The 17,970-nt window shown below is 72.2% G+C and carries 12 protein-coding genes; 6 read left to right on the top strand and 6 right to left on the bottom strand.

Annotated features, from left to right (window positions below; all coding sequences use genetic code 11):
• Nucleotides 1-2: 2 nt before the first annotated feature.
• From IC607_RS05275 to IC607_RS05260, 4 genes are all read left to right on the top strand, one after another.
• Nucleotides 3-1,031, top strand: a complete 1,029-nt coding sequence (locus IC607_RS05275; RefSeq protein WP_191785969.1) for an ABC transporter permease — start codon at nt 3-5, stop codon at nt 1,029-1,031.
• Nucleotides 1,028-2,029, top strand: coding sequence for an ABC transporter permease (locus IC607_RS05270; protein ID WP_225224557.1), 1,002 nt, complete (start codon nt 1,028-1,030; stop codon nt 2,027-2,029). The genes IC607_RS05275 and IC607_RS05270 overlap by 4 nt, the downstream gene beginning before the upstream one ends.
• The gene (locus tag IC607_RS05265; RefSeq protein WP_191785968.1) at nt 2,026-3,687 is read left to right on the top strand and encodes an ABC transporter ATP-binding protein; all 1,662 of its coding nucleotides are present in this window, start codon (nt 2,026-2,028) and stop codon (nt 3,685-3,687) included. Before IC607_RS05270 ends, IC607_RS05265 begins: the two co-directional genes overlap by 4 nt.
• 82 nt (nt 3,688-3,769) lie before the next feature.
• Complete coding sequence (locus IC607_RS05260) at nt 3,770-5,407, top strand: ABC transporter substrate-binding protein (RefSeq protein WP_191785967.1); 1,638 nt, start codon at nt 3,770-3,772, stop codon at nt 5,405-5,407.
• A 383-nt stretch (nt 5,408-5,790) separates the two neighbouring features.
• On the opposite strand, the gene IC607_RS05255 is transcribed toward IC607_RS05260, so the two are convergent.
• The 6 genes from IC607_RS05255 to IC607_RS05230 form a co-directional block, all read right to left on the bottom strand.
• Nucleotides 5,791-7,410: an ABC transporter substrate-binding protein gene (locus tag IC607_RS05255; protein WP_191785966.1), complete on the bottom strand. Its 1,620-nt coding sequence runs from the start codon at nt 7,408-7,410 to the stop codon at nt 5,791-5,793.
• A 71-nt stretch (nt 7,411-7,481) separates the two neighbouring features.
• Complete coding sequence (gene proB / locus IC607_RS05250) at nt 7,482-8,621, bottom strand: glutamate 5-kinase (RefSeq protein WP_191785965.1); 1,140 nt, start codon at nt 8,619-8,621, stop codon at nt 7,482-7,484.
• A gap of 123 nt (nt 8,622-8,744) precedes the next feature.
• The gene (obgE, locus tag IC607_RS05245; protein WP_191785964.1) at nt 8,745-10,265 is read right to left on the bottom strand and encodes a GTPase ObgE; all 1,521 of its coding nucleotides are present in this window, start codon (nt 10,263-10,265) and stop codon (nt 8,745-8,747) included.
• Between the two features lie 111 nt (nt 10,266-10,376).
• Entirely contained in the window at nt 10,377-10,634 is a 258-nt protein-coding gene (gene rpmA, locus IC607_RS05240; RefSeq protein WP_191785963.1) for a 50S ribosomal protein L27, read from the bottom strand.
• Between the two features lie 62 nt (nt 10,635-10,696).
• Nucleotides 10,697-11,005 carry a 50S ribosomal protein L21 gene (gene rplU, locus IC607_RS05235; protein WP_191787011.1) on the bottom strand — a complete coding sequence of 103 codons (309 nt, stop codon included), beginning with the start codon at nt 11,003-11,005 and terminating at the stop codon, nt 10,697-10,699.
• Nucleotides 11,006-11,268: 263 nt separating this feature from the next.
• On the bottom strand, nt 11,269-14,910 hold the full coding sequence (locus tag IC607_RS05230; RefSeq protein ID WP_370526024.1) for an Rne/Rng family ribonuclease: 3,642 nt from the start codon (nt 14,908-14,910) through the stop codon (nt 11,269-11,271).
• Nucleotides 14,911-15,405: 495 nt separating this feature from the next.
• On the opposite strand from IC607_RS05230, the gene IC607_RS05225 reads away from it, so the two are divergent.
• The gene (locus tag IC607_RS05225; protein ID WP_191785962.1) at nt 15,406-16,893 is read left to right on the top strand and encodes a cytochrome ubiquinol oxidase subunit I; all 1,488 of its coding nucleotides are present in this window, start codon (nt 15,406-15,408) and stop codon (nt 16,891-16,893) included.
• Nucleotides 16,894-16,905: 12 nt separating this feature from the next.
• On the top strand, nt 16,906-17,967 hold the full coding sequence (gene cydB, locus IC607_RS05220) for a cytochrome d ubiquinol oxidase subunit II (RefSeq protein ID WP_191785961.1): 1,062 nt from the start codon (nt 16,906-16,908) through the stop codon (nt 17,965-17,967).
• Nucleotides 17,968-17,970: the final 3 nt, after the last annotated feature.

Genomic DNA, 17,970 nt, shown 5'->3' with positions numbered 1-17,970 from the left:
CCGTGAGCCGCTACCTGGTGCGCCGGTTGCTGCTGGCCGCCGGAGTCCTGTGGGCCGCCTACACGGTGACGTTCCTGGTGCTGTACGCGCTGCCGGGCGACCCCGTCTCCATCATGTACGGCGGCGAGTCGAGCGACGTCACCCCGGAACAGCTCGATGCGCTGCGCGCCCAGTACGGGCTCGACCAGCCGCTGCCCGTCCAGTACGTGACGCAGCTCGGGCACGCGCTGCGCGGCGACCTGGGCACCTCGGTCGTCAACGGCCAGCCCGTGACCACCCTCATCGCCGACGCGCTGCCGCCGACGGCGCAGATCGCAGGGCTGGCTCTCGTGCTCGCGATCGTCGTCGGCGGCGGCCTGGCGGTCGTCGCGACCGCGACCCGCAGCCGGCGGCTGTCCGGGTTCCTGCTCTCGCTCCCGCCCCTCGGCGTCGCCGTCCCGTCGTTCTGGTTCGGGCTGACGCTCGTGCAGTGGTTCTCGTTCCAGATCCCGCTGTTCCCGGCGCTGGGCAACCAGGGGTTCGCCTCCGCCGTCCTGCCCGCCGTGACGCTCGCCCTGCCGACGTCGGCACTGATCGCGCAGATGCTCTCGCGCAGCCTCCTGCACACGCTGCGCGAGCCGTACGTCGACACCGCGCTCGCCAAGGGCGCGAGCCGCACCCGCGTCCACCTGCGGCACGCGCTGCGCAACGCCGCGCTCCCCGCGCTGACGGTGACCGGCCTGGTGATCGGCGGGCTGCTGTCCGGGGCCGTCGTCACAGAGACGGTCTTCAGCCGCGCGGGCCTGGGCCGCCTGACGGCCACCTCAGTCTCGGCGCAGGACATCCCGGTGGTGCAGGGCGTCGTGCTCGTCGCGGCCACCGTGTACGTGCTGGTCAACCTGCTGATCGACATCGTCTACCCGCTGCTCGACCCGCGCATCGTGACCGGCTCCCGCCGGCGGGTCACCTCACCACCGCCACCTCGGCCGGCCGACGCCGCCCCCGAGCCCGCAGCGGACCGCGTCCCCGTCACCGCCGGAGGTACCCGATGAGCAGCCTCGACGCCCTGACCGCCGGCGAGCGCGGGCCCCAGCCGCCCACCGAGGCGTTCGTCCCCACGGCCCTGGACCCGAACACGCGGGCCGACAAGTTCGCGGCCACGTCGGCCGAGCGGTTCGCCGACGCGGTGCTCGAGCGCGAGGACTCGCTGGCCCGCCGCAGCCCGTGGCGGACCCGGTTCGAGGACCTGGTCCGCAAGCCCGGGCTCGTCCTGGCGCTGGTGTGGTCCGCGGTCATCCTGCTCGCGGCGTTCGTGCCGTCGCTCCTGGCCCCCGGCGACCCGCTGGACGGCGTCCCCGCCGACAAGCTCCAGGCACCGTCGTCGGCGCACTGGTTCGGCACCGACCAGCTGGGCCGGGACCTGTACTCGCGGGTGGTCCACGGCACGCACCTGACGTTGGCGGCCGCCCTGACCGCCGTCCTCGTCGGGCTCGTCGTCGGGGCGCTCGTCGGGCTCGTCGCCGGGTTCGTGGGAGGCGTCGTCGACGACGTGGCGATGCGCGTGGTCGACGTGCTGCTCTCGATCCCCGCGCTGCTCCTGTCGCTCGCCCTCATCACGGTGCTCGGCTTCGGCACGATCAACGTCGCGATCGCCGTCGGCCTCGCGAACGTCGCGTCCGTGTCCCGCATCATGCGGTCGGAAGTGCTGCGCGTGCGCACCTCGGTGTTCGTCGAGGCGTCGCACGCCAGCGGCAGCCGGTGGTGGACGACGCTCGGGCGCCACGTGCTCCCCAACGCGATCGGGCCGGTGGTCGTGCTCGCCGCGCTCGAGCTCGGCGCCGCAGTCCTGGCCGTCTCGTCCCTGTCCTTCCTGGGGTACGGCGAACCGCCGCCCGCCCCCGAGTGGGGAGCGCTCGTGGCCGGCGGCCGCGACTACCTGCGCACGTCGTGGTGGCTGACGACGCTGCCGGGCCTGACCATCGTCGCGACCGTGCTGGCCGCCGGCCGGATCTCGCGCGCACTCGACGGCGACCCCGGGAGGAACCGATGACCACCGCACCCGAGCGCCTGCTCACCGTCGACGACCTCGCCGTCTCCTACCGCACCCGGCACGGCGACGTGCACGCGGTCCGTGACGTCTCGCTGCACGTCGACGAGGGCGAGACAGTGGCCGTCGTCGGCGAGTCCGGCTCCGGCAAGTCGACCACCGCAGCAGCCGTCGTCCGCCTGCTCGCGCCCGCCGCGCGCATCGAGCGCGGCACCATCGACCTGCTGGGTCGCGACGTGGTGCAGGCCTCGCCGCGCGAGCTGCAGGCGGTTCGCGGCCTGCTCGTCGGCCTCGTCCCCCAGGACCCCACCGTCTCGCTCAACCCCGTCAAGCGCATCGGGGACCAGGTGGCCGAGGTGCTGCGCATCCACGGGCTCGCCGACCGCCGCGCCGCGGGGATCGAGGCGGTGGAGGCGCTACGTCGCGCCGGCCTGCCCGAGCCCGAGCTGCGGGCACGGCAGTACCCGCACGAGCTGTCGGGCGGGATGCGCCAGCGCGTCCTCATCGCGATCGCGCTCGTGGCGCGCCCGCGCCTGCTCGTCGCCGACGAGCCGACGAGCGCCCTCGACGTCACCGTGCAGCGTCAGATCCTCGACCACCTCGACACGCTGACCGCCGAGACCGGCACGGGCGTCCTGCTCATCACGCACGACCTGGGCGTCGCCGCCGACCGCGCCGACCGGATCGTCGTCATGTCGCAGGGACGCGTCGTGGAGGCGGGCACGCCCGACGAGGTGCTCGGCTCGCCCCGCGAGGCCTACACGAGACAGCTGCTCGCGGCGGCCCCGTCGTTGCGCGGTGCGCGTCCCGTCTCGGTTCCCGTCGCCCTCGACGCACCGCCGGCCCTCGAGGTCCGCGGGCTCGTCAAGGACTTCCCGCTGCCGCGCTCCGGCGGTGGCGGGACCCTGCGGGCCGTCGACGACGTGTCGTTCCGCGTGCCACGCGGCGGCACCCTGGCACTCGTCGGCGAGTCAGGGTCCGGCAAGTCGACGACCGCACGTCTGGCGCTGCGGCTCGCCGAGCCGACGGCGGGCCAGGTGCTCGTCGGCGGCCGGGACGTGAGCCACACGCGGGGCTCCGAGCTGCGGGCCCTGCGCCGGCAGATGCAGGTCGTCTACCAGAACCCGTACTCGTCGCTCGACCCGCGCTGGTCCGTGGGGCAGATCGTCGGCGAGCCGCTGCGAGCCTTCGGCGTCGGTGACCGCCGCACCCGCGCGACGCGCACGGCCGAGCTCCTGGACCTCGTCGCCCTGCCCGTCTCTGTGGCTCAGCGCCGACCGGCCGAGCTGTCCGGCGGACAGCGCCAACGCGTCGCGATCGCCCGCGCCCTGTCCGTCCGACCCGACCTGGTGGTGCTCGACGAGCCCGTCTCCGCGCTCGACGTCTCGGTGCAGGCCCAGATCCTGGACCTGCTCGCCGAGCTGCAGCGCGAGCTCGGCGTCACGTACCTGTTCATCTCCCACGATCTCGCCGTGGTGCGGCAGGTCGCGCACGACGTGGTGGTCCTGCGCCAGGGCCGCGTCGTCGAGCGCGGCACGGTCGAGGACGTCTTCGCCGACCCGCAGCACGCGTACACCGCAGAGCTGCTGGCCGCGATCCCGGGCGCACGACGCCCGCTCGAGCCGGCCACGGCCGGCCTGGTCGCAGGAGGTGAGCGATGACCGCCTGTTGTCCCGGCTGCTGTCCGTCACCTCGCCCCGCTCCGCGCTGACGCGCACCTCACCTTCACCCTGGAGACCCTTCATGTCCGCACGACCCCTGTCCCCCCGCACGCTGCGCATCGCCACCGGCCTGGCCGCCCTCGGCCTGGCGCTGACGGCGTGCAGCACGGACGAGACCCCCTCGTCGACGTCGTCCTCGTCGGCGTCCGCCGCGAACCCTGTCGACGGCGGCGACCTCACGTTCGCGATCGGCAACGACCCCATCTCGCTGAACCCCACCGGCATCGGCTCGGGCAACGACACGTTCTACGTCACGCGTCAGCTCGTCGACTCCCTGACGTGGCAGGACCCGGCCGACGGCTCGCTCAAGCCGTGGCTCGCGACGAAGTGGGAGGCGAACGCCGACCAGACCGAGTTCACGTTCACCCTGCGCGACGGCGTGACGTTCTCGGACGGCACTCCCTTCACGGCAGCGTCGGTGAAGGCCAACTTCGACGACACCGTCGCCGCGGGCGCCAAGAGCTCGGCCGCGGCGAACTTCATCGGCTACCAGGGCACCACCGTCGTCGACGACCACACGGTGAAGGTCGCCTTCACGTCGCCGAACGCAGCCTTCCCCCAGGCGACCAGCACGGTCGCGCTCGGGTTCGTCGCCGACTCGACGCTCGCGATCCCCTTCGACGAGCGCGCGTCCGGCAAGGGCGTCGTCGGCACCGGTCCGTTCGTCCTGGACCACTACACCAAGGACACCGAGACGGTCCTGACCGCGCGCGACGGCTACGCGTGGGCCCCGGCCGACCGCAAGGGCGCCGGTGCCCCCCACCTCGCGAAGGTGACGTTCCAGGTGGCTCCGGAGGCCAGCGTGCGGACCGGTTCCCTGACGTCGGGACAGGTCCAGGCCATCGGCGGCGTCCAGCCCACGGACATCCCGACCCTGCAGGACGCCGGTCTCCCGCTCGTCTCGCGCGCCAACCCCGGCATCCCGTTCGGCCTGACGTTCAACGAGTCCTCCGACCTCGGCAAGGATCCCGCCGTGCGCGAGGCGATCGCGCTGGCGATCGACCCCACCGAGATCCGCGACACGGCACTGTCCGACGGTTTCCAGGTGGCGGTCGGCCCGCTCGCGAGCACCACTCCCGGCGTCGCCGACGAGTCCTCGCACCTGACCACCGACCCCGCCAAGGCCGCCTCCGTCCTGGAGGCCGACGGCTGGAGCAAGGGCGCCGACGGCATCTACGCGAAGGGCGGCACCACGCTGGCGCCGGTGCTCGCGTGGATCACCAACTTCTCGCCGAACCAGACGTCGGTCGAGCTGATCCAGTCCGAGCTCAAGGCCGTCGGCATCGACGCGACGCTCTGGTCGGGTGCCGTGCCGGACTTCCAGGCCAAGCTCAAGGACGGGTCGTTCGACCTGGTCTGGGGCAACCTGTCGCGGGCCGACGGCGACGTGCTGCGGACGCAGTACTCGACGACGGCGACGAACTTCTACCGCATCGACGACCCGACGTTGGAGAAGCTCCTGCAGGAACAGCTCGCGACCGGTGACGAGGCGAAGCGGACGGACCTGCTCGCGCAGGCCCAGGAGCGCCTGGTCACGCAGCACCACGTGATCCCCGTGCACGAGCTCACCACCTACCTGGGGCTGGCCAAGGACGCGCACGGCATCGAGCTGGGCGCGGACTCCCGCCTCGACCAGCTCTCCACCGCCTGGGTCGACTGACCCGGGTCGTCCGTCACCGCTCGCCGACGAGGGGCGGGTCCGCATCCACGCGGACCCGCCCCTTCGTCGTCGTCGGCCGCGGACCCTGACCACGCGAGCGCCGCCACACGAAAAGCCACCACACGCGACCAGTCCCGCCTTCCGTGCCGCACGCCACCGCGCACGTCACCGGCGTGGTCAGGTGGTTGCAGGGATGGTTGCGTCGGGCGTGCCCGTGGAGGGCGCGAGCGAGGCAACCATCCGTGCAACCACGGGCCGGCACGAATGTGCGGCGAAGACCGACCACGGACGTGCGTCGTCGGGCATCGCGGCCCGCGCCGGGCATGCGAGTGGGCCCGCGCGACGGGTGTCGCGCGGGCCCTCGGTCGGGGCACAGCCGCGGGTCACCTGCCGACCCACGCGTCGTAGAACACCAGCTTCGTCTCGCCGTCCAGCCGCAGGCCGTGCGACGTCGGGCCCGCGCCGTACGTCCAGGCGCGGTCGACGATCGGGACGAGCCAGGCGTGCTCGACGATGTACTTCTGCACCTCGGCGGCTGCCGAGGCACGCGCGTCGACGTCAACGGTCGACTCCTGCGTCGCGAGCAGGTCGTCCAGCTCGGACGGGTTCGCCTTGGCGTAGCCGAGCGAGGTCCAGTCCGACGAGAAGAGCGCGTTGAGCACCGTCGGGTCGGCGCGCGTCATGGTCCACGCGTAGATGTCGTAGTCGCCGGCGAGCGTCGCCTTGGCGTTGGCGGCGGCGTCGAGCTGACGGATCGTGTACTCGATGCCGACAGCCTTGAGCTGCTGCTGGATGAGCTCGAGGTCGGTGTAGGAGGCGACGACGTTCAGGCTGAGCCGCTTGCCGTCCTTGACGCGGATGCCGTCGGCGCCGGGCTTCCACCCGTCGTCGTCGAGCAGCTGCGCGGCCTTCGTCGGGTCGTACGCCAGCTCGGAGCTGAGGTCGACGTAGCCGGGCGTCGTGCTGTTCAGGGGTGCCGTGCGGCTGCGGTACGTGGGCCCGTAGACGGTGTCGACGATCTCCTGGCTGTTGATCGCGTACCGGATGGCCTGCCGGACGGGCTCGTCGTCGGCCAGCCAGGACTGCTGGTTGATCACCCACGACTCGGTGAGCCCCGGCTGGCGGGCGGTGAGCAACGTGTCGCCCGCCGACTTGAGGGTCTCCTCGTCCTGCCATTGCACGAGGGAGACGGACTGGACCTGCCCGGAGGTCAACGAGCCGGACCGGACGCTCGCCTCGGGCACGAACGTGAACTGGAGCTTGTCGAGGTACGCCTCGCCGTGGTGCGGCGCGAGGCTGGAGGGCCAGTCGTAGCCCGCCCGCTTGACCAGCACCGCCTCCTGGTTGGGCGTGTAGTGGTCGAGCGTGAACGGACCCGATCCGGCGTACGTGCCCTTGCACAGCTCCTCGGCAGACTTGCCGGTGTCCGCGGGCGAGATGAGGCCGAACCAGGAGCCGGACAGCGCCTGGAGGAACTGGACGTTGGGACGGTCGAACGTGACCTTGGCGGTGCTCGGGTCGACGACCTCGGTGCTCTGGTAGCCCTGGATCCACGGACCGGCGCCGACCGCCTTCGCCCCCAGCGCGACGATGCGGTCGAGGTTGGCCTTCACCGCGGCCGCGTCGACCGGCTTGCCGTCGGCGAAGGTCGCGCCGTCGACCAGGTGGAACGTGAACGTCTTCGCGTCGTTGCTGATCTCCCAGCTCCTGGCGAGCCACGGAACGATCTTGCCGGTCTTCGGGTCCTGGTCGACGAGCGAGTCGGCGAGCTGGCGCGTGATGTTGAGCGCCACGTGGAAGCGCTGCTGCGGCGCGTCGAGGCAGCCGAGCGGGTCGGCCTCGAGCGCGTGCACGTAGGTGCCGCCGTGCACGGGTTCGGCGGAGGTGGACGACGACGCGGCACCGCCCTGCCCGGTCGAGCCCGCGCAGGCGGCGAGCAGGGAGACAAGGACGGCGGCGCCGAGCGCACGGATGCGTGCAGATGAAGGAAGGAGGGTTCTCATGGGCCCGGAACGTAGATATCCGGACCATTGTGGTCAACGATTGGACTCGGCGTCCCACCACGTGGACACGATCAGCGGCGGCGGCGCGCCAGGACCAGGTCGTCGCGGTGCACGAGCGCGCGGTCGTACCCGGCCCCGAGCTCGACCCGCAGGTCGGCCGTCGACCGACCGAGCAGACGCGGCACCTCGTCGGACCCGAAGGCCACCAGACCACGGCCGACGACGACGCCGTCCGAGCCGACCAGCTCCACGGGATCCCCCGCCTCGAACTCACCCTCGAACCCCGTGACGCCAGCGGGCAGGAGCGAGGTCCGCCGGTCCACGACCGCGCGCACCGCGCCGTCGTCCAGGACCAGCCGACCGTTCGCCTTCGCGGCGTGCGCCAGCCACAGCAGCCGGATCGACGTGCGCCGACCGGTCGCCGAGAACCAGGTACCCACGTCGTCCCCCGCCAGCGCGCCCGCCGCCTGCGCCGCGGACGTCAGCACCACGGGGATGCCCGACTGCGTCGCGATCGCGACCGAGTCGAGCTTCGTGATCATGCCGCCAGTCCCCACCGCGCTCCCCCGCGACGCGACGTCGATCCCGTCGAGGTCGGCCGGACCGTCCACGCGGGCGATGCGCCGGGAACCCGGACGTGACGGCGGCCCCGTGTACAGGGAGTCGACGTCCGTGAGCAGAACCAGCGCGTCGGCGTGCACGAGGTGCGAGACGAGCGCCGCGAGCCGGTCGTTGTCGCCGAACCGGATCTCGTCGGTCGCGACCGCGTCGTTCTCGTTGATCACGGGCACGACACCCAGGTCCAGCAGCCGGTTCAGAGCGCGGTGCGCGTTGCGGTAGTGACCGCGCCGGACCGTGTCGTCGGCCGTCAGCAGCACCTGGCCCACCCGAAGGCCGTGGTCCGCGAACGCGCGCGTGTAGTGCGCGACCAGCAGCCCCTGCCCCACGGACGCGGCGGCCTGCTGCGTCGCCAGGTCACGCGGCCGGGCAGGGAGACCCAGCGGACCGATCGCTGCCGCGATGGCACCCGACGACACGAGGACGACCTGCCCCCCCGCGGCCCGCCGTGCAGCCAGCACGTCCACAAGAGCGCGCAGACGCTCGACATCGAGCCGGCCTTCCGAGTCCGTCAGGGACGACGAGCCCACCTTGACCACGACGCGCGCAGCGTCCGGGAGCTGCTGGCGGTCGAGCAGGGCGGCGGCGGTCACGACGGCATTGTGCCCCGAGCTGCCCCGACACCGATCACCTATTCACGCCCCGGACACCACAGCGTCCGAGCAACTGGTCGCGGTAGCAGCCAGTTCCTCGGACGCTGCCCGAGTGGCGGAGCGTCAGTCGTCCTTCGCCGGGTCGGCCCAGTGACCCTGCTCGCGCTCGGTCCAGAGCTCCTCACGGGCCAGCGTCTTGGCATCCATGCGGTCCTTGTACTCCGCGCGCTTCTCGCCACGCGTCGGGCGGTGACGCTCCTCGATGCGCTGGTCCGTGCCGCGTGGGCCGCCCAGCAGCTCGGACCCGGTGAGCAGCGTGGGCTCCCAGTCGAAGACGACGGCGTTCGTGTCCGGTCCGATGCGGACCTCGTCGCCAGCCACCGCACCGGCCGCGAACAACTTCTCCTCGACGCCCAGCCGCGCCAACCGGTCGGCCAGGTAGCCGACGGCCTCGTCGTTCGAGAAGTCGGTCTGACGGACCCAGCGCTCCGGCTTCTCACCACGCACCGAGAACCACACCGTGCCGCCACCCTCGCGCCGCTTGACGGTGAAGCCGTGGTCATCGACCGCGACGGGACGCAGCACCACGCGCGTGGCCTCCGGGACCGGCGCCTCGCGGCGCGCCTTCTCGACGATCTCCGCAAGGGCGAACGTCAGCGGGCGCAGACCCTCGTGCGACGCGGTGGAGACCTCGAACACCCGCAGACCGCGGGCCTCGAGCTCAGGCCGGACCAGCTCGGCGAGGTCGCGCGCCTCGGGGACGTCGATCTTGTTCAGCACGACGATGCGCGGGCGCTCGTTCAGCGGCACGCGACCACCCTCGATGACGTCACCCGCGTAGTGCGCGAGCTCTGCCTCGATGATGTCGAGGTCGGAGATCGGGTCGCGGTCCGGCTCGAGGGTCGCGCAGTCGAGCACGTGCACCAGCACGGCGCAGCGCTCGATGTGGCGCAGGAACTCCAGGCCCAGGCCGCGGCCCTGCGAGGCGCCGGGGATCAGGCCGGGGACGTCGGCGACCGTGTAGCGCGCCGACCCCGCCTGCACGACCCCCAGGTTGGGGACCAGCGTGGTGAAGGGGTAGTCCGCGATCTTGGGACGGGCGGCCGAGACCGCGGCGACGAGGCTCGACTTGCCGGCGCTCGGGTAGCCGACGAGAGCGACGTCGGCGATCGTCTTGAGCTCGAGGACGACGTCGGCCGACTGGCCCTCCTCGCCGAGCAGCGCGAACCCCGGCGCCTTGCGACGCGGAGACGACAGCGCGGCGTTGCCGAGGCCCCCGCGGCCACCGGGCGCGACGAGGTACTGGGCGCCGAGGCCCACGAGGTCGGCCAGGACGTCACCCTCGGGCGACTTCACGACCGTGCCGTCGGGGACACCGATGACGAGGTCCGCGCCCGTGGTGCCCGCGCGGTGGTCCCCCATGCCCTGCGTCCCGTTGGGCGCGTGGCGGTGCGGGAGGTGGTGGAACTCGAGCAACGTGGTGACCTGGGGATCCACCTCGAGGATCACGGAACCGCCGTTGCCGCCGTTGCCGCCGTCGGGACCCGCCAGGGGCTTGAACTTCTCGCGGTGGATGGAGGCGCAACCGTGCCCGCCGTCACCGCCGGTCGCGTGCAGCACGACCCGGTCGACGAATGTCGCCACGGCTGTACCTCCTTGGGTTCCCCTGCTGATGGTCTACACGACGAAGGGGCGCACCGCACCGGTGCGCCCCTTCGTACGAAGATCTTGCTGTCTCAGGCCCTGTGCCCGAGGTCAGGCGTCCACGCCGACGATGTCGATGACCTTGCGGCCACGACGCGTGCCGAAGGTGACCGCACCGGGGGCCAGCGCGAACAGCGTGTCGTCGCCGCCACGGCCGACGTTCACGCCGGGGTGGAAGTGGGTGCCGCGCTGGCGGACGATGATCTCGCCGGCCTTGACGACCTGGCCACCGAAGCGCTTCACGCCCAGGCGCTGCGCGTTGGAGTCGCGACCGTTGCGCGAGGAGCTCGCGCCCTTCTTGTGTGCCATGACGAACCTGCTCTCGAGTTGCTCAGAAAAGGGGGGCTGGCCACGTCACCGTGGCCGCGACATCACTTGATGCCGGTGACCTTGAGGCGGGTCAGCTGCTGACGGTGACCCTGGCGCTTGCGGTAGCCGGTCTTGTTCTTGTACTTCAGGATGTCGATCTTGGGGCCCTTCTCGTCCCGCACGACCTCCGCCGTCACCGTCACCTTGGCCAGGGCCGCGGCGTCGGTGGTGACCTTGTCACCGTCGACGAGGAGCAGCGCCGGCAGCTCGACCGAGGCGCCGGCCTGCGCGGCGAGGCGGTCGACGACGACGACGTCGCCGACGGCGACCTTCTCCTGGCGGCCGCCAGCCTTCACGATCGCGTACACCACGTTGCTGCTCATCTCTGCTCGTCGAACTGCTTGCTGTCTCGGGGGTGCGGCCCCGGCGCCTGCGCACGGCCCGACCCGCCGGCCTGGACCGGTGGTGTGCGGGGTTCGCATCGGCGCCGCGATGGCGGCACAGTGATCGGCACGTTCTACACGCGCCGACAGTCCAGGGTACGGACCCACGGCGTCAGGGTCAAACCTGACAGCGCACGTCCGCGCCGCCGGTGTTCCCGACGTGACCAACGCCACGCCGGGGACCCGGGCGGTCAGCCCTGCGGGTTCTCGTCGGACGCCGGATCGTCGCCCGACCGCTCGTCGGCCTGCTCGCCGGCACCGTCCGCGTCGTCGGCCTCGTGCGCCTCGAACAGGTCGGCGGCGACGGGCGTGAGCTCGAGCTCGACGTCCGCCCCCGCGTCGGCGGCCGCCGCTGACGGGGCGAGCGCCCCGCGTGCCGCGAGCTCGGCGAAGACATCGAGCGTCGCCCGCGCCCGAGGCGCGTCGGGCTCGCTCTCGATCACGACCACCGAGTCCTGCTCGTCCACGACGACCTCACCGCTGCCGTCGTCGACGAGCGTGACGACGTCGTCGTCCACGACGAACGCACCGTGGTCCTCGACAACCGTGACGGTCTCGTCCTCGACCACGACGATCCCGTCGACCTCGTCCTGGAGCACCGTGACGGCCTCCTCCTGGACGACCGACGCGCTCTCGTCACGCGGAGCCACGTCGGCGGTCGCCGGCGCAGCGTGAGCCTCGCCGCCGTGCTCGTGGTCGTGCTCATGGTCGTGCTCGTGCGCGTGCGCCGCCGCGGCCGCGATCGTCGCGAGCGTCGCCTTGACGGCCTCTCGGGCCTCCGGCAGGACCGGGACACCCGCGTGCGGCGTCGTGGTGGCGGGCTCCTTGGCCGCTCCCCCGCGCTTGCGGCGCGACCGCTTCGCGTCACCCGACGCGTCGGCCGCCGGCTGCGCGGCACCCGCGTCGGGACGACCGTTCTTCTCGATCGGCTCGTCGTGCACGATGAAGCCGCGCCCGTGGCAGTGCTCGCACGTCTCGGAGAACGCCTCGACCAGACCCTGGCCGACGCGCTTGCGCGTCATCTGGACCAGGCCGAGCGACGTGACCTCGGCGACCTGGTGCTTGGTGCGGTCGCGGCCCAGGCACTCGACCAGGCGGCGCAGCACCAGGTCGCGGTTGGACTCGAGCACCATGTCGATGAAGTCGACGACGATCATGCCGCCGATGTCGCGCAGCCGGAGCTGGCGGACGATCTCCTCGGCCGCCTCCAGGTTGTTGCGCGTGACCGTCTCCTCGAGCGTGCCGCCCGAGCCGGTGAACTTTCCCGTGTTGACGTCGACGACCGTCATCGCCTCGGTGCGGTCGATGACCAGCGAGCCGCCCGACGGCAGCCAGACCTTGCGGTCCATGCCCTTGGCGAGCTGCTCGTCGATCCGGTGGGCAGCGAAGACGTCGCCCGTCCCGGTGTACTTGGTGACCTTCTGCGCCAGGTCGGGTGCGAGCTCGTCGATGTACGTCGAGATCGTCGACCACGCCTCGTCGCCCTGGACGATCAGCGAGCCGAAGTCGTCGTTGAAGATGTCGCGGACCACGCGGATCGCCATGTCCGGCTCGCCCTGCAGCAGGGCGGGCGCGGACGCGGTCTTCGACTTCTTCTCGATGGCCTCCCACTGCGACTGCAGGCGGGCGATGTCGGCGCGCAGCTCGTCCTCGGACGCGCCCTCGGCGGCCGTGCGCACGATGACGCCGGCCGACTCGGGGACGACCTCGCGCAGGATCTTCTTCAGGCGGTTGCGCTCCACGTCGGGAAGCTTGCGGCTGATGCCGGTCATGCCGCCGCCGGGCACGTACACGAGGTAGCGGCCCGCGAGCGTCACCTGCGACGTCAGACGCGCACCCTTGTGCCCGATCGGGTCCTTGGTCACCTGCACGAGCACCGAGTCGCCCGACTTGAGGGCCTGCTCGATGCGGCGGGCGCTGCCACCCTCGACGTGAGCGGCGTCCCAGTTGACCTCGCCCGCGTAGAGCACGGCGTTGCGGCCCTTGCCGACGTCGACGAACGCGGCCTCCATGCTGGGCAGCACGTTCTGGACGCGGCCCAGGTAGACGTTCCCGACGACCGACGCGGACGCCTGGTTCGACACGTAGTGCTCGACGAGCACCCCGTCCTCGAGCACGGCGATCTGCGTGCGCCCGCCACGCTCGCGCACGACCATCGAGCGGTCGACCGACTCGCGGCGCGCCAGGAACTCGGCCTCGGTGATGATCTGACGACGACGACCCGCGTCGCGCCCCTCGCGGCGGCGCTGACGCTTGGCCTCGAGCCGCGTCGAACCACGCAGCGCGGTGACTTCGTCGCCGGCGCTGCGCGAGCGCGAGCGCGGCTCGCCCTCCCCGTCACCGGAGCGCGACGAGCCACGGCGCCGACGCCGACGACGGCGGCTCGACGAGCCCTGCTCGCCGCCGTCGCCCTCCTCGGCGTCCTCGTCGCCCGACTCGTCCTGCTCGGGCTCCTGCTCGTCGTCGGTCTCGTCGCCGTCCGTGGAGCCGTCCGCCTGGTCGGGCCGACGACGACCACGGCCGCCGCGGCGACGGCGGCGACGCGGGGCAGAGTCGTTCGCGTCCTCGTCGGTCTCCGTCGCGTCGGTGCCCTCACCGGAGTCCTCGCCCGCGGCGTCCTGCTCGACGTCGGCGTCCAGGACCTGGTCCTCGGTGACGGCCTCGTCGGCGTCGGCGGCGACCTCGTCGGTCGACGCGTCCTGCTCGTCCGTGCTCGCCGCCGGCGGCTCGCCACCGCGGCCGCGACGCCCGCGCCGACGCGAGGAGCGACCCGACGGCCGCGACTCGTTCTCGGTCGGCTGGTCCTGCGCCTGGTTCGCACTCGACGAGGGCGCTTCCTCCTGCTCACGCTCGGTGCGCGCCGCCTCGGAGATGGCCTCGGGCGAACCGGCGCTCGACGTCGCACGGCGTCGACGCGGTCGCGTCGCGGTGGCGTCCGGCGCCTGGAACAGCAACGCCGTCGTGGCGAGCCGCGGCGACGTGCCGCGGGGTGCGGTGGTCGCGGGGGCAGGGGCCGACGCGTCCGCCGCCGTCGTCGCAGCGGTCGAACCGGTCGTGCCCGCGAGCTCGGCGAGGACGTCGAGGGCGGGGGCCGCGGCGGCGTCAGCCGTCGTCTCGTCCTCCTCCTCGTCGACCACCGGCTCGAAGGGTGCCGCGGCGGGGCGCGAGCTGGCACGCCGGCGCTTGGCCGGGGCCCTCTTCGGCTCTGCCGCCGTCGCCTCGGCTGCGTTCGTCTCGACTGCGTTCCCCTGAGCGCCGTCGGCGTCGCTCGGCTCAGGCGTCGACACCTCGGACGACGGCTTCGCGGCGCTCGCGTCCGGGCTCGCGGCCGCACGGGTCGCACGCTTGCGCGGCGCCTTGGTGCGCGCGGCGGGCGTCTCGTCGGCTGCGGGCGCGGTGTCCGAGGCCGGGACGTCGGGCGAACCGGGAGCCTGCTCGGCCCCGTCCGCGCCCAGCTCGGCATCCGCGGGCTTGCGGCGGCTGCGCGTGCGGCGGGGACGCTGGTCGTCCTCGCCGGCGGCGTCCTGCGCGGGGGCCGACGCCTCGACCGTCGCCGGCGCGACCGCGGGCACGTCGACCGGCTCGCTCTTCGGGGCCTTCGCCCGCGACGCGCGCTTCGCGGGGGCCTTCTTGGGTGCGGCCTCGGTCGAGGCCGCGTCGGCCTGCGACGCGCCGCTGTGCGAAGGTGCCGGGGTCGAGGGTGCTGAGGTGCTGGTCACCGCGTCCGGGGCAGCGGCGCCGCGGGTGGCGCGACGACGGCGCGCCGGTGCGGGCGACGTCTCACCCCCGCCCGTCGTGGTTGCTGCGGACTCGGAGGTGTTGTCGGACATCACGCGAGGTGCTCCTGGGTACCACGAATCACCACCCACACATCTGGTGACCCGTGGTGGGTCGGTCGTCGCTCACGCCGGAACGTGGCGACGGAAGTCGTCGGTCATGGCTGCTGCACCTGGCCGGGGCCATCGCCTGCCTGACCGGTCCCGGCCCCGATCGGGGGCCTGACGAACTGTCGGGCGGCGGCTGGCGCACGCGACGCGGGCGATGCTGCGAGCTCACGGGTCTACCGGACGGTGTGGGCGCCTGGCGAACCGTCGTCAGTATCGCACAGGGACCCGCACGAAGCCCGCCAACCGCCCATCACGTGCGCTCGCGCCGCGAGCACCACCGCGTCCACGGTCTCGTCGGCCGTCTCCCGCAACGATCCGACGCCGTGTCAGTACCCGGGACCTTGGTCCTGGGTACAGACTGGGTCTTGTCCTAGCGTTCCCCCAGGTCCGCCGGTCGCGGATGGACTTACTTCCCGGCTCGCACTCCCGCTCGGAGATCTCGTGGACGCACTCGCCCTGTCCCGCTGGCAGTTCGGCATCACCACCGTCTACCACTTCATCTTCGTGCCGCTGACGATCGGCCTGTCGCCGATGGTCGCGATCATGCAGACGGCGTGGGTGCGCACCGGCAACGAGCGCTGGCTGCGCCTGACCAAGTTCTTCGGCAAGCTCCTGCTCATCAACTTCGCCATCGGCGTGGCCACGGGCATCGTGCAGGAGTTCCAGTTCGGCATGGCCTGGAGCGAGTACTCGCGGTTCGTCGGCGACGTCTTCGGGGCACCGCTGGCCATGGAGGCACTGGCCGCGTTCTTCGTCGAGTCGACGTTCCTGGGGCTGTGGATCTTCGGCTGGGACAAGCTGCCCAAGAAGATCCATCTCGCGTGCATCTGGGCGGTCGCGATCGCGACCAACCTGTCTGCCTACTTCATCCTGGCCGCGAACTCGTGGATGCAGCACCCGGTGGGCGCGGTCTTCAACGAGAAGACCGGCCGCGCGGAGATGAACGACATCGGCGCCGTCCTGACCAACCCGACCGTCCTGGCAGCGTTCCCGCACACCATCACCGCCGCGTTCGTGACGGCCGGCACCTTCGTCGCCGGCATCGGCGCCTGGTGGATGGTCAAGCTCGTGCGGCGGGGCGACCTCGCAACCGCGAAGGACGTCTACCGACCGGCGGTGGTGCTGGGCATGATCGTGATGCTCGTCGGCGGGGTCGGGGTCGCGATCTCCGGCGACGCCCAGGCCAAGCTCATGTTCAAGCAGCAGCCCATGAAGATGGCCTCCGCCGAGGCGCTGTGCAGCACGACCTCGGGCGCGGACTTCTCGATCCTGGCGATCGGGAACCTGTCCAACGACTGCGACAACGTCAAGCACCTCATCTCGATCCCGGGCCTGACGAGCTTCCTCGCGACCGACGACTTCAACGCCACGCTGCAGGGCGTGCACGATCTGCAGGCCGAGTACGAGCAGAAGTACGGGTACACCGACGAGAACGGCGACCCGATCTCCTACCAGCCCGACCTGACCGTGACGTACTGGGGCTTCCGCCTCATGATCGGCTTCGGCATCGGGTCCGCGGCGCTCGCGCTCGCCGCGCTGTGGCTGACCCGCAAGGGGCGCGTGACGGACAAGAAGTGGTTCGGCACGCTCGGCATCGCCGCCATCGCGACGCCGTTCCTCGCGTCGTCGTTCGGGTGGATCTTCACGGAGATGGGGCGCCAACCCTGGGTCGTCGCGCCCAACCCCGACCCGTCCGGCGTGGACGGCGTGTGGCTGATCACGGCCCGCGGCGTGTCCGTGGTCCCCGGCGCCGGCGGCGTGCTCACGTCCCTCATCGCGTTCACGCTCCTCTACGGCGTGCTCGCGGTGGTCTGGTACCGCCTCATGCACCGCTACACGATCGAGGGCGTCGCCCCCTCGGAGAAGGACCCCAGTCCCGAGGCGCGCACCGACGACGACGCCGACCGCCCGCTGTCCTTCGCGTACTGACAGGAGACGACCATGGAGCTGACCACCGTCTGGTTCATCCTCATCGCCGTCCTGTGGACGGGTTACCTGGTGCTCGAGGGATTCGACTTCGGCGTCGGGATGCTGCTGGGTCTGCTGCCGCACCGCGGCCCGGGGCGCGAGCGCGAGCGCCGCGTCATGATCAACACCATCGGCCCCGTGTGGGACGGCAACGAGGTGTGGCTGCTGACCGCCGGCGGCGCGACCTTCGCGGCGTTCCCCGAGTGGTACGCGACGCTGTTCTCGGGCTTCTACCTGCCGCTCCTGCTCATCCTGCTCGCCCTCATCGTGCGCGTCGTCGCGTTCGAGTGGCGGGGCAAGATCGACGACGACCGGTGGCGCGCCTGGGCCGACCGGGCGCTCATCGTCGGGTCCTGGGTGCCGGCCGTGCTGTGGGGCGTGGCCTTCGCGAACATCGTCCGCGGCGTCGAGCTGGACACCGACCACCAGTACGTGGGCGGCTTCTGGGCGCTGCTCAACCCGTTCGCGCTGCTGGGCGGCGCGACGACGGCGCTGCTGTTCCTCACGCACGGTGCCGTGTTCCTGGGGCTGAAGTCAGCCGGCGAGGTGCGCGACCGGGCCGCGAGGCTCGGCGCCCGCCTGGCACCGGTGACGCTCGTCGTCGCCGCCGCGTGGGCGATCTGGGCGCAGGTCGCCTACAGCGAGAGCGGCTGGACCTGGGCCGCCGTCGCGGTCGCCGCGGTCGCGCTCGTGCTGCTCGTCGCCGCGACCCGCACCCGCCGCGAGGGGCTCGCCTTCGTCGCGTCGGCCGTCACCCTCGTCGCCGCGGTCGTGCTGATCTTCGGCTCGCTGTTCCCGGACGTGATGCCCGCGTTCGACTCCGCCAACTCGCTGACCACCACCAACGCGTCGTCGACGCACTACACGCTGACGGTCATGACCTGGGTCGCGGTGATCCTCACGCCGCTGGTGCTGCTCTACCAGGGGTGGACGTACTGGGTGTTCCGCAAGCGCATCTCGGCGGATCACATCCCCGAGTCCATCGGCCTGACGTTCGAGCGACCGACGGCCGACGCGGGCACCCAGGAGCGGTGAGGA

Source organism: Cellulomonas sp. JH27-2, from assembly GCF_014837175.1.
Classification (GTDB): Bacteria; Actinomycetota; Actinomycetes; order Actinomycetales; family Cellulomonadaceae; genus Cellulomonas.
The sequence above is the reverse complement of the archived record's forward strand: the minus strand, read 5'-3'. Positions and strand labels throughout refer to the sequence as shown.

Bases quoted from the DNA above. Each gene is read 5' to 3' on its own strand.
- IC607_RS05260 (WP_191785967.1), top strand. From the start codon at position 3,770: ATGTCCGCACGACCCCTGTCCCCCCGCACGCTGCGCATCGCCACCGGC.
- IC607_RS05265 (WP_191785968.1), top strand. From the start codon at position 2,026: ATGACCACCGCACCCGAGCGCCTGCTCACCGTCGACGACCTCGCCGTC.
- IC607_RS05270 (WP_225224557.1), top strand. From the start codon at position 1,028: ATGAGCAGCCTCGACGCCCTGACCGCCGGCGAGCGCGGGCCCCAGCCG.
- cydB (WP_191785961.1), top strand. From the start codon at position 16,906: ATGGAGCTGACCACCGTCTGGTTCATCCTCATCGCCGTCCTGTGGACG.
- rpmA (WP_191785963.1), bottom strand. From the start codon at position 10,634: ATGGCACACAAGAAGGGCGCGAGCTCCTCGCGCAACGGTCGCGACTCC.
- IC607_RS05255 (WP_191785966.1), bottom strand. From the start codon at position 7,410: ATGAGAACCCTCCTTCCTTCATCTGCACGCATCCGTGCGCTCGGCGCC.